We start from the raw sequence: 12,131 nt of genomic DNA, 5'->3' as shown, positions 1-12,131 counted from the left end.
AGCGCTTCGCCGTGCTCAGAGCCCGACGAGGCTCCGCACGGTGCCGACGGCGGACTGGGCGGACGACGCTGCGCCCGACGAGTCGCCACCGGATGCGACTGCCGCCCTGAGATCGCTGAGCGCCTGGGCGTAGTCCGCCACCGCCGCGTGCCAGTCGGACTCGATCGAGGCCGGGGGTGCCGACTCCGAGAGCCGCTGTGCATCGTTCTGCAGCGTGTCGACGACATCGACGGCTTCCTGCCCGCTGCTCTCGCTCACGATGTCCAGACCTGTCAGCGCGTCGTCCAGCCAGCCCTGCACCGTGTCGCGGAAGACCCCGATGCTCGGGTCCGGCGGCGGCGGGGGAGTCGTGATCGGCGTCTGGGTCGGCTCAGGCGCAGGTGTCGCCGACGCGGTGTCGGACGGTGTGGGAGACGGCGTCGAGCTCGGAGTGTCCGTCGGAGTCGGGGTCCGGGTGGATGAGGCCGTGGGTGACGGTGTGCCGCTCGCCGACGGATCGGGGGACTCGCCGCGCGGCAGGAGGAACAGCAGCAGTACCCCGGCGACCATGAGCGCGGCCACGACCAGACCGACGATCAGCCAGATCCGGCCACGGTTGCTCGGCTTCGGGGGCAGTGGTGCCCAGCGCAGTTCCGGCTGCTGCTCGTCAGTCATGCGTCTCAGCCCTCCAAAGGCGCCATCGGCTGCCAGGTGCGGTCGCGACTGATCCGACCGCCTTCCTTCAGCCCGCGGAACAGGTTGCTCGTACCTCGCACGGTCCGCTCGACGAACACGAGGCGGATGAGCTCCTTGGCGAAGGTCATCGCGGTGCCGAGGCCGAACAGGACCGGGTTGTACACATGGTGCACGCGATAGTAGTTCTTGATGTACGCACGGTTGCGCATGATGTAGAAGCGGTACGCGTTGCTGGAGGCGTTCATGTGGCGGATGCCCATGTCCCACTGCTTGATCTCGCGCGTGCGACGGAGCACGAACTCGTCGACGATGACGGCGGTCGTCCTGCGCGACGCGAGCCAGCCGTACATCTGGTCATCCCAGTAGATGAAGAAGCGAGGGTCGGGGAGACCGATCTGCCGCACGATCGATCGGTGGATGAACATCCCCTCGAAGCATCCGCTGTTCATCTCCTTGTATCCCGAGGCGTCGAACCCGGATGGGGCGAACGGGATGGGGATGCCCATGCGCTCCGCGATGCGGTACTGCCAGTAGAACTCGCTGCCGTCGTAGTCGTAGCGGCGTCCCTGGATGCTCTTGAAGCGCGGAGCCCACTTGCCCATCTTCGCGAGCCCGTCGGGCACGACCTCGACGTCGTCGTCCATCATCCAGATCCATTCGGATCCGAGCTCGTAGGCGGTGCGCATGCCCTCGCTGAATCCACCCGAACCGCCAGTGTTCGTCTCGAGGCGGCGGTAGACGAGTTCAGTGGCCAGTCGCGGACGGAACGACTCGACGACCTCGGTGGTGTCGTCTGACGAGGCGTTGTCGATGATCACGACGTGTCCCGGCGCGGGATCCATGGCCGCGATGCTCTCGAGGAGTCCGGTCAGGAGATGCGAACGGTTGTAGGTGACGATGACGATCGTCGCGGACGCCGGGTCGAAGGGGACGTGTGTCACGAGGTGGGATCTCCGGAAGCTGTGGGCCCCGCGGGTCGCCGCGAGATAGCACCAGCCTACCTGGCGCAGTTCGGAATCCTCCGAGGGCGCGAGGGGCGGGTTCAGTGCTCCGAGCGCAGCGTGGGGATCGCGCCGGTGTTCGCCGCATCGATGTTCTCGCGCCAGGACCGTGCCTGTCCCGCTCGAAGCGCGCACAGCACGAGCATGAACCATCCCGCGCCCACGATCGTGAAGCTCTCGAACATCGACTCGACGGCCAGGGTCACCAGCATCAGGGGCGTCCAGGCGTACACCACGGAACGTCGCACGCTGGCGACGAGCCAGGAGCGCACGAGGGCGATTCCGCCCAGGAGGAGGAACAGCACCAGTCCTGCGGTGCCGAGTTGCAGCAGCACGTCGAAGTAGGCGTTCAGGGCGCTCTGGTGCCGGTCGCCCAGCTGGAAGTTGATGAACGTGAAGGGGTACTCGCCCCGCGCCCACGACCCGAACCACCCCCATCCCTCGATCGGCTTCAGCGCGACGAAGTCGAGGATCTTGTTCCAGAGCGTCGCGCGTATCGAGAAGTCGGAGCCCGCGTTCATCAGCGCGATGATCGAGTGCCTGAGCAGGAATGCCGCGGACAGCGCGAGCGTGACCAGGACTCCGAGAACCCACTGCACCACCGATCGACGCTCCGGGGGAGCATGCCGCACGATCATGAGCGCGACGGCGCCGGTGCCGACGGCGGCTGCGAGCACGAGCACGGTCGGCGAGGCCGACAGGAACGCGAGCAGCAGGGCGAGACCCATGGAGGGGACGGCGACACGCGCGCTCAGAGACTGCGACCGCCACTCGACGAAGAACGTGATGAGTGCGATGACCGTGACGAAGCCGAGCATGTTGCGACTGCCGAAGATCCCCTGGATGGGACCGCCGACAGCCAGATCCCCTTGGATGCCGAGGAAGACGAAGGGGATGTCGAGCAGCACCCCCGAGAGGATCTCCAGTGCGAGGGAGAGCGCGAGCAGAGCGCGCAGCGTGTCGCCGAGTGCACGCACGGTCTGCAGCGTGTCACGGATATGGCCGACGGTGATCGCGAGCAGTGCGAAGCACAGGAGCTCGAGCCAGCCGAGGAAGGAGTCGCTCTTGTCCGTCGTCCATACGAGGCTCACGAGCGCCCATGCGAGGAACGCGAGCAGGGAGGAGGGGGCGATCCGCAGGGCCGACAGCTCTGCGCGGCGCACCCACAGGATGCCGAGGCCGAGCAGGCAGAGACCGCCGATGATCGTCGCGAGCGTGACGCGCGATGTCATCCGCTCGATGAGGTACGACCCGAAGACCGCTGCCAGGACGGCGATGGTGAAGGCGCGCGCGAACTCCGCAGAGCCGAGTAGCCGCCCGAGACGTCGTCCCGGCGTCACGGAACCCGCCGCGCTCTCTCGCCGTGCTCGATCACCCGTTCGCGCTCACCGACGCCGACGAGCGGCACCGCCTTGATCTTGAACGACAGCAGGATGAGGAGCATCCACCCCCACAGCATGATCGGCGTCGACTCGGAGAACCCCTGCACCAGCAGCACCACGGTGAACAGGCTGGGCAGCAGAGTCAGGGGAGAGTATGTCCTGTCCGCCTGCAGGTCCCATCGCGGACGGTCGACGGCGAAGAACCATGACCGCCACAGCAGGCTCAGATAGGCGATCGCCATGAGCGCGACGCCGGCCGCTCCGAGCTGCATGAGCACGTCCAGCCACATGTTGTGCGCATGGAAGACGGTGATGCCGTGATCCTCGATCCATCCGGCGAAAGCGGGGTCGAAGGGCACCCAGGGGCTCGAGAACCCGTTGCCGAAGAGCGGGTGCTCGGCGGCGCGCTCGAGCACCTTCTCCCAGATCTTGTCGGAGCGTCCGGTGAGATCGGCGCTGCGGCCGAGCATGCGAAGCAGCGGCTCCTGCAGGAACCATGCAGCGGCGCCGATGACCGCGGCGCCTCCGATCGAGATCACGTAGAGCCGGGTCCGCGCACCCGGAGTGGTCGTGCGCCGCATGAGCAGGGCGACGACGAGAACCACGAGGGCGGCTGCCGCGCACGCGAAAGCGGTCGCCGATCCCGCCCGGATGAAGAAGAAGGCGGCGAGGAGCGACCACAGCGCCAGAGTCGTGCGCCAGCGCACGCGAGAGGCGAAGAGCACTCCGAACGTGATCAGCGCGAACAGGCTGATGATCGCGAGCAGATTCGAATTGCCGACGATGCCCTGGATGCGGTCGCCGTCGAACAGGTTTCCCCTGACCCAGTACCAGTGCGGATCGATGTCGCCGTCGGGGCGCTCGAAGAAGTTCGGCAGGATCGGTCCGTGGACGACCAGTGCGACCCACAGTTCGAGCGCGAGCGACAGGCCGAGGATCCATTTGAATGCCGATGCGAGCGCCCTCACGATCTCGTGCCAGGTGAGAACGTGCGCGATGAACAGGGCGGTGAGGGTGACTGCCGCGAGGAGCGTCCAGGTGAGCACGGTCGCGCCCCGCCACTGCGACCAGGCGACGGACACGAGGGCGAGCACCGTGTAGGCGATCGCAGCCCAGGGGAGTCGGCGCCAGGCGAATCGCTGCGGTCGACCGCGCGAGACCATCGGGATGCCGATGGCCAGAGTGGCGAGCAGGAAGACGGCGAGCGTGACGACAGCGCCGATCTCGCCGACCAGGTTGTACACCGCCGAGTGCGCGAACGTCGTGACCAGCACCAGGATGATGTAGCCGCGCAGCAGCAGATGCCCCGTCGACTCGCGTTCGGGAGCGCGAGGAGGGGCTGAGACAGGGTGCTTCGTGTACTGCGCCATCGCGTTCAGGCTACCGCGCGCCGCGGCCGGTACGCCTGACCGCGGGCGATCCCAGCGCGGCGTCGTGTGCCAATACGCTGGAGGCATGCTCCTCAGCCTCTCGAATGTGCCCCGTGACTACGCCTGGGGGTCGCAGACCCTCCTCGCCGAGCTCGAAGGTCGCGCGCCTGCCGCGGCTCCGGAGGCCGAGGTGTGGTTCGGGGATCATCCCGGCGACCCCGCCGACGTGCGGGGCGGCAGCACACTCGACGCGGTGACCGGCGGAACGCTTCCGTATCTGCTCAAGCTCCTCGCAGCGGCCTCTCCGCTGTCGATCCAGGTCCACCCGACGATCGAGCAGGCGCGTGCGGGCTGGGCGCGTGAGGCGGGACTCGCCGCGGACGACCCTGCGCGCAACTATCGCGATGACAACCACAAGCCGGAGCTCATCGTGGCGCTGAGCGACCGCTTCGAGTCCTTGAGCGGGCTCCGGCCGGTCCGGGACACTCTGCGGCTGCTCGGATCTCTGGACGTCAACCCGGGGGTCACGGCTCTCTCCGAGCGGCTGGGCAGCGGTGACGACGCGCTGCGCGACACGCTCGGATGGCTCCTCTCCGGCGACGCTCAGCCTGCGGTCGACGACATCATCTGCGCGGTGAGCGCGGCGGAGGGTGCCCGGGAGTGGCAGACGACGCTCGGTGCCGTCTCCGCGATCGCAGACGTCTACCCAGGGGATCCCGGAGTCGTGGTCGCTCTGCTGATGAACCACGTGGTGCTGCGCCGAGGAGAGGGCATCTTCCTCCGGGCGGGCCTCCTCCACGCGTACATCGCAGGGCTCGGCGTCGAGATCATGGCCGCGAGCGACAACGTGCTCCGCGGCGGTCTCACCCCGAAGCGCATCGATGTGGACGAACTGCTGTCGATCGTCGACGCGACCCCCGGTGAGGTTCCGGTGCTGCGCCCCGAGCAGGCGGGGCCGGTCATCGACTACGAGGTGCCCATCGACGACTTCTCGCTGCGTCGTGTCGTCCTCACCGGCGCGGATGTCGCGATCCCCGTGACCGGACCCACGATGATCCTCGCGACGGAGGGCCGGGTGAGCGTGCGCGGCGGTGCGGACGAGGCGATCGCCATCGCGGTCGGGGCTGCCGTGTTCGCGAGCGACGACGAGGACGAGATCATCCTGACAGGGATCGGCGAGGTCTTCGTCGCGGCTCCCGGTGTGCCGCGCGGCGCCTGAGAGACCGCGCGACACGCCGTGATGCGGTCAAGAACCTTCAAGATCGGATTGAGGGTTTACGATCCGCGACTTGACCGGAGCGAATGACACGGGTGTAATTAGTCATGCACGGCCCGCCGAGGGGGCGGAACAAGGGGTTGGAGATCGAGATGACGGGTTACCGTTCCGAAGTGCCAGAGAACTGGTTCGTCGATCCGATCAACCTCGGAGTTCCGGGAGTCCGGAAGCCGGAGTCGGATGATGACAACGCTCTCGCCTGGCAGACCGACGCTCTGTGCTCGCAGACGGATCCCGAGGCCTTCTTCCCCGAGAAGGGCGGGTCGACCCGAGACGCCAAGCGCATCTGCACATCGTGCGACGTGCGGGGCGAGTGCCTGGAGTACGCGCTCAACAACGACGAGCGGTTCGGGATCTGGGGCGGCCTCTCCGAGCGCGAGCGTCGCAAGCTCAAGCGCCGCGCGAGCTGACGGGCGATCGCACCGCTTCGGGGCCACGCCGGGTCCACTGCTCCGGCGTCCGTCACACCCCGCATAGGCTGACCAGGTCATGCCAGCCCGAGTTCATGCCATCGTCGTGGCGCGCCCCGGTTCTTCCGCTCGCGCGCAGCTCTTGCGCACTCTGGATGCTCTGCGCACCCAGAGCACGCCCCCGTCCGCCATCACCCTGGTGATGTGCGGTGATGCGACGACCGCGAGAGACAGCGAAGCGGTCGCAGCGGCCGTCGAGGGCATCATCGAAGCCCGGGGCGCCACGTCGTTCGCGGATGCCGTGAGACTCGCCGCTCCTCGGGTGGCGCAGGGGAGCGCGGTGTGGCTGCTCGCCCATGACACCGCGCCGCACCGGCGAGCCCTCGAGCGTCTCGTCGGGACGCTCGAGCGTTCGCCCTCGGCCGCGATCGTCGCGCCCAAGCTCGTCCACACCGACGACGATCGCGAGATCGTGTCCCTCGGGGTGAGCATGACGACTCTGGGACGCTCGGTCGAGCTCGCGGCCGGTGAGCTCGATCAGGGTCAGCACGACGGCAGTGACGATGCCCTCGCGGCCGACGTGCGCGGACTCCTGATCCGCGGTGAAGTCCGCGACCACCTGCAACCCGACGCGGCGCTCGCCGGCGCCGACGAAGGCCTCGACCTCGGCGTGCGCGCGCGCCTCGGCGGCGGTCGCGTCGTCCTGGTCCCGTCCGCGCGTGTCTCGGTGTCGCCGGACGGTCCGGCCGCGCTCCCGGCCGGCCGTGGCCGCCGCGCGTACGTCACCCGCGTGGCGCAGCTGCACCGTCGCCTCGCCTATGCCCCCGCGGTCGCGCTGCCCCTTCACTGGATCGCTCTGCTTCCGCTGGCCCTGTGGCGATCGATCACGGATCTCGTCGGCAAACGTCCGGAAGCGGTCGTGCCCGAATGGGCGGCTGCCGTCACGGTGATGCTCCGAGTGGGAGCGATCGCGCGGTCGCGCAGCGCCATCGCATCGTTCCGCTCGTCGAGCTGGTCGAGCATCGCGCCGCTGCGCGTGGGCCACCACGACCTGCGCCGTCGACTGGACGACGGCCACGGAAGCGAGCGCGGCGCGGCCGGCGAACTGCACTTCTTCTCGGGCGGCGGCGCCTGGGTCGTGCTGGGGGCGCTCGTCGTGAGCGTGGCGGCGTTCACGAGCCTGCTGGCGTGGCCGGTGATCGGAGGCGGGGGACTCCTGCCGCTGCGCACCACGGTCGCCGGGCTGTGGAGCGACGCCGCGTGGGGGCTCCGTGGGCTCGGCGTGGGCGTCGTCGGCCCGGCCGACCCATTCTCGGCCGTGCTCGCCGTGCTCGGATCGCTGTGGCCCGCGGGCCCGTCGTTCGCGCTCGTCCTGCTCTGGATCCTCGCTCTTCCGCTCGCGGTTCTGGGCGCGTGGTTCGCGGCCACGCGGGTGACCGATCGAGCGGGCCTGCGCATCTTCGCCGGGATCGTGTGGGCGCTCGCGCCGACGTTCCTGACCGCGCTCGTGGACGGTCGTCCCGCCGGTGTGCTCGTGCACCTGCTGCTGCCCTGGTTGTTCCATGCCGCTGTGGTCGCCCACCGGTCCTGGGGTGCCGCGGGCACCGCATCCCTGCTCTTCGCCGCAGTGACCGCGTGCTCGCCCTCCCTCGCACCCGCACTGCTCCTGCTGTGGATCGTCGCGCTCGGCATCACGCTCGGTGGCGCACGCTTCCGAGGAGCGGTCCGACTGCTGTGGGTGCCGGTGCCCGCGGTCGTCCTCTTCGCGCCGCTCGTCGTCTGGCAGATCTCGCGGGGCAGCCTCATCGCGGTTCTCGCCGATCCCGGACTCATCTGGGCCGGCCCGCAGGCCGCCGCCGACGCCGCCGGTCGACTCGCGCTCGCCTCCGGCTTCCCCGCGAGCGACTTCGCCGGGTGGGACGCCGTCGTCGGCCCTGCTGTCGCACCGTGGGCGGGTGTGCTGCTCGCCCCGCTCGCGATCCTCGCGCTGCTCGCCGCTGTGGCTCCGCGATGGAAGGCAGGTGTCACGCTCCTCATCGTCACGGTGAGCGGCCTCGCGACAGCGTTCCTCGCGGTCGGAGTGACCGTGTCCTTCGCTCAGGGCGCGGGCGTGGCGATCTGGCCCGGCGCGGGGCTGAGCCTCGCCTGGATCGGTCTGACGGGAGCGGCGCTGGTCACTCTCGACACCGCCCTGACCATGCCTCGGGCCCGACTCGTCAGTGCGGCGATCGCCGGTCTGGCGGTGGCGGCATGCGCTGTTCCCGCTCTCGCCGCGTTCCACCTCGATCGCACGGTCCTGACAGAGGGCCCCGAATCCTCGCTGCCCGCGTATATCGCGGCGCAGGCCGTCGACGACCGTCCGATCGGAACGCTCGTCCTGACGCCGCAGAACGACGGCGGACTCTCCGCAGAGGTCGCGTGGGGTGCGAGCGAGACGCTCAGCGCACAGGCGACCATCCTCTCCACCGCCACAGAGATTCACGGCACCGACATCACGACCCTCGCAGTCGACCTGCTCTCCGCTCGTGACTTCGACGCGGCGGACGCTCTGGGTGAGCTCGGTGTGGGGTATGTGCTCCTGGCGCAGCTCTCGGGCGACGAGTCGGATCGTGCGCGCACGCTGCACACCGCCTCCGTCACCGCGCTGGATCAGCGGGCCGGGTTCGTTCAGGCGGGCTCGACCGACAGGGGAGTGCTGTACCGGCTCGAAGCGGAGCCGGCGGACCGCGCGACGCTGTCCGCGGGGGAGCAGGCCACCGCGCGGCTCGTCGTGACGGTGCAGCTGGTGCTCGTGTTCGCTGCGCTGCTGCTGTCATTGCCGACCAGGGCATCGCGTCGGGCATCGCGGTCGCGGTCGCGGATCGTCGGGCGGGCTCCGGACGAGCCGCTCGTGCTGCCGCGACACATCGACGAACGCGACGACGATCACACGGGGGCCACCGCGGTCGCCTCGCCGCAGATCGCGCCCGATTCACCGCCCGAGCAGCAGCAGAGGCGCGACGACCCCGATGTCCAGGACGAGGCCACGGGAGTTCCGGTCTCCGCCTCGGCCCGGACGGAGAGCGACAGCGAGGAGGAGAGCCGATGACTGAGACCCGCACGTTCCGAGTCGTCGCGACGAGCGCGCGTCTGCTCACCGGGGCCGTCGTGGCGGCGGCCTGCGTCGTGGGCGTCGTGGCGGCCATCCCCGCGCCGTGGCCGACGGTCACTCATCAGGCAGCGCGGGCGGACATCGCTCCGCTGCCGGGAGACACCGTGCTGGTGTGCAACGGCGACTTCCGCGCGATTGGCAGGAATGTCACCGATTCCCTGCAGATGGAGCCCGCGGCATCTCCGCAGCTCACGGTGGACGGTTCCACGGGAGCGCCGAAGTCGTCCCTGTTGAGCGTCGACGACCTTCAGGGCAGCGGCGGAGTGCAGAAGCTGACGGGCGAGGTCGAGGGACGCATCGCCCCGCTCGTCGGTGCGACCGAGTCGGTGAGCCTCGCCGAAGCCGACCTCTCCGGATTTGCCGCAGCTCCGTGCCGGCCAGCGGCGACCGAGTCGTGGCTGGTGGGCGGGACCGTCGAGACAGGTGCCGAGGATCTGATCGTGCTGACCAACCCCGGCGCGGTCCCCTCCACCGTGTCACTGGTCGCGTTCGGCTCCGTGCGGGGAACGGCCTCGGTGATTGTGCCGGCGGAGTCCCAGCTCGCGCTGCCTCTGACATCGCTCGCGTCCGGCTCCGACCTTCCCGTCGTGCGCGTCACCGCGACAGGGTCGCCCGTGCGTGCGGTGCTGCAGTCCTCGCAGACGCGTGTCCTCGATCCCGTCGGCGTCGATCTGCAGGATGCTGTCGCAGCGCCTCAGCAGCGACCCGTGATTCCCGGGGTCGAGGTCTTCGAGAGCGATGGCGACAGCTCGAGGATGGCCGTTCTCCGGATGCTCTCGCCCGAGGCGGACGCGCAGGCGACCGTGACGGTGCGCGCGGTGGGAGGCACAGCCGCGGCCAGCGAGTTCACGGTCGCGCTGACCGCCGAGCAGCCGCTCGAGTTGTCCCTGTCCGACCTCGATCCTGGCGTGTACAGCGTCGAGGTGGATTCGGATGAGCCGCTGCTGGCAGGCGTTCGCGTGCAGGACGGCGGCGGGCCGCAGTCAGACTTCTCCTGGGTGACGCCGGCACCCGAGTTCGACGATGCGGTGCTGGTCGCGGTGCCGGCCGGGCCTGCTGCCTCGGTGATCCTCGTGAACGACGAGGACACCGACACGACCGTCCAGCTCGAGCCGACCGATGGCGGCAACCCGGTGCAGTCGGTGGTTCCCGCCGGTTCCTCGGTCGCGGTCGACCTCGACACGCAGGCCGTGTACACGCTGACCCCGTCGGGACCGGTGCACGCGCAGGTCGCCATGACCGCCCCCGGTGCGCTCGCGGCGTGGCCCGTGTGGCCGGCCGCAGGGGCCCAGCAGAGCATCACCGTCTACCCCTGACTCCGCGGGCGGCGGTCGTCCGGCGGAGCCGGTTCAGTGGTCGTGCCCGCCGCCTTCCCACGGCTCGCGACCGACGTACTCCGCAGCGGCTCGGAACACGGCGCTCTCGATCGCCATCCGACGGTGCGCTCCGTCGTCGTGTCCGGGTGGGAGCAGCCGCTCGATGGGCAGGCGGAAGAGGACGATCCTGCGGCGCTCGCGGTCCAGATACCAGCGCGGCACTTCGTCCGCGGTGTCGAACGCGGGCATCGCCCCGATCTCGAACCGCACGTCCTGCAGTTCGGGCCAGGTCCCGCGCAGGAACTCGACAGCGGTGCCCACGGTGAGGTCGAATCGATCGATGCGGCCGTCCAGCGGGGCGAGCGGCGGTCGCACGACTTCGCTGCGCCCGATGCGCCCATGGCGCCCGTGGCGCGCGCCCCGACGAGGTGCGGGGGCGGGGGAGCGGCGAGGCATAGCGAAAGTCTAGGCGCTGTCCCCGAGACGGGTCGGCGCGGCGTGCGGAATCGACGCGGTCGTGGCCGTAGCCTTGCGTGGATGGATGGAAGACTCTGCTCGAAGGTGGGCTGCGCCCGCGAGGCGGTGGCGACGCTCACGTACGACTACGGCGATCAGATGGCGGCCCTCGGCCCGCTCGGCAGCGCGAACCATCCGAACGCGCACGATCTCTGCGCCCCGCACTCGGATCGTCTCTCAGTCCCGGCGGGCTGGATGGTGATCAGGCACGAGGCCCTTCGGGCGTGACTCCGATGCGGCGACCTGTCAGCTTCTCGGCACGCCGATCCGCGAGATCCAGCGCGCGCCTCTCCCGCTCCCGACGCAGCACCGTGATGCCGACGAGGATCTGCTCCGGCGGGGCCGCGGGAATGGGGGCCACGAAGGCTGCCGATTCTTCCCACAGGGCGCGTGCGACCCGGTCGCGCGCCGCGGGCACCATCCGCGGCGCGCTCTGCAGGAACTGCGAGATCCGGCGGGCGAGTCGGTCGGGAAGCCGTGCCACATCAGCGATCTCGGCCCACCCCGCGAGCATCGGCGGCATCACCGGCACGCTCGGAGCGAGTCGCGGCGTGCGCACTCGCTGACTGTACGTGCCTGCGACCATGTCGCCCAGCCGTTGCGATCGCGCGGTGAACGCTCCCGCGAGCACCGCCACGCTGCCCAGGGTCATGTAGATCTCGAGAACGCCGAGCAGCGCTCGGATGAAGGCGTGGCGGAAGCCGGTGGCACCGCCGTCGAGCCGCACGATGCGTCCGCCGACCGCGAGCTTGCCGAGGCTGCGGCCCTTGAGCGCCACCTCCATCGTGATCGGCAGGACCACGAAGCTGACCACGATCGACACGACCAGCGCGATCCGATCCGTCGTCTCGTCCAACACCCCGATGTCCGCCAGCCAGACGCGCAGGAAGAGAGTGAGAAGGAACACCCCGAGTCCGACGAGCAGATCGATGATCGCTCCCGCGGCCCGGAGCACGAAGCCGATCGGCTGCACATCGATGGCGACGGCTTCACCGGACAGCACCTCGTCGGACGTATCGAGCGGCGCAGACATG

At 69.7% G+C, this 12,131-nt stretch carries 11 protein-coding genes; 5 read left to right on the top strand and 6 right to left on the bottom strand.

Annotated features, from left to right (window positions below; translation table 11 throughout):
• Positions 1-15: 15 nt before the first annotated feature.
• The 4 genes from RWO82_RS02605 to RWO82_RS02590 form a co-directional block, all read right to left on the bottom strand.
• Positions 16-654 carry a hypothetical protein gene (locus tag RWO82_RS02605; RefSeq protein ID WP_314422905.1) on the bottom strand — a complete coding sequence of 213 codons (639 nt, stop codon included), beginning with the start codon at positions 652-654 and terminating at the stop codon, positions 16-18.
• Between the two features lie 5 nt (positions 655-659).
• Entirely contained in the window at positions 660-1,616 is a 957-nt protein-coding gene (locus RWO82_RS02600; protein WP_314422903.1) for a glycosyltransferase family 2 protein, read from the bottom strand.
• A gap of 101 nt (positions 1,617-1,717) precedes the next feature.
• A complete protein-coding gene (locus RWO82_RS02595) occupies positions 1,718-3,016 on the bottom strand; it encodes an O-antigen ligase family protein (RefSeq protein ID WP_314422901.1) in 1,299 nt (432 codons plus the stop codon).
• Positions 3,013-4,428 carry an O-antigen ligase family protein gene (locus tag RWO82_RS02590; RefSeq protein ID WP_314422898.1) on the bottom strand — a complete coding sequence of 472 codons (1,416 nt, stop codon included), beginning with the start codon at positions 4,426-4,428 and terminating at the stop codon, positions 3,013-3,015. The genes RWO82_RS02595 and RWO82_RS02590 overlap by 4 nt, the downstream gene beginning before the upstream one ends.
• 85 nt (positions 4,429-4,513) lie before the next feature.
• Between RWO82_RS02590 and manA the strand changes: the two genes are divergently transcribed.
• From manA to RWO82_RS02570, 4 genes are all read left to right on the top strand, one after another.
• The gene (gene manA / locus RWO82_RS02585; protein WP_314422895.1) at positions 4,514-5,647 is read left to right on the top strand and encodes a mannose-6-phosphate isomerase, class I; all 1,134 of its coding nucleotides are present in this window, start codon (positions 4,514-4,516) and stop codon (positions 5,645-5,647) included.
• Between the two features lie 149 nt (positions 5,648-5,796).
• On the top strand, positions 5,797-6,114 hold the full coding sequence (locus tag RWO82_RS02580; protein WP_201469374.1) for a WhiB family transcriptional regulator: 318 nt from the start codon (positions 5,797-5,799) through the stop codon (positions 6,112-6,114).
• Positions 6,115-6,193: 79 nt separating this feature from the next.
• The gene (locus RWO82_RS02575; RefSeq protein WP_314422891.1) at positions 6,194-9,202 is read left to right on the top strand and encodes a glycosyltransferase; all 3,009 of its coding nucleotides are present in this window, start codon (positions 6,194-6,196) and stop codon (positions 9,200-9,202) included.
• On the top strand, positions 9,199-10,581 hold the full coding sequence (locus RWO82_RS02570; RefSeq protein ID WP_314422888.1) for a DUF5719 family protein: 1,383 nt from the start codon (positions 9,199-9,201) through the stop codon (positions 10,579-10,581). The genes RWO82_RS02575 and RWO82_RS02570 overlap by 4 nt, the downstream gene beginning before the upstream one ends.
• Positions 10,582-10,614: 33 nt before the next feature.
• Here the strand turns inward: RWO82_RS02570 and RWO82_RS02565 are convergent, their stop codons facing one another.
• Positions 10,615-10,956, bottom strand: a complete 342-nt coding sequence (locus tag RWO82_RS02565; RefSeq protein ID WP_314423028.1) for a metallopeptidase family protein — start codon at positions 10,954-10,956, stop codon at positions 10,615-10,617.
• 162 nt (positions 10,957-11,118) lie between these two features.
• On the opposite strand from RWO82_RS02565, the gene RWO82_RS02560 reads away from it, so the two are divergent.
• The gene (locus tag RWO82_RS02560) at positions 11,119-11,325 is read left to right on the top strand and encodes a DUF3499 family protein (protein WP_314422886.1); all 207 of its coding nucleotides are present in this window, start codon (positions 11,119-11,121) and stop codon (positions 11,323-11,325) included.
• On the opposite strand, the gene RWO82_RS02555 is transcribed toward RWO82_RS02560, so the two are convergent.
• Complete coding sequence (locus RWO82_RS02555; RefSeq protein ID WP_314422883.1) at positions 11,300-12,130, bottom strand: RDD family protein; 831 nt, start codon at positions 12,128-12,130, stop codon at positions 11,300-11,302. The two genes, RWO82_RS02560 and RWO82_RS02555, sit on opposite strands and share 26 nt — an antisense overlap.
• Position 12,131 lies beyond the last annotated feature (1 nt).

Source organism: uncultured Microbacterium sp. (genome assembly GCF_963521645.1).
Lineage (GTDB): Bacteria > Actinomycetota > Actinomycetes > Actinomycetales > Microbacteriaceae > Microbacterium.
This window is presented reverse-complemented; position numbering and strand designations above follow the sequence as displayed.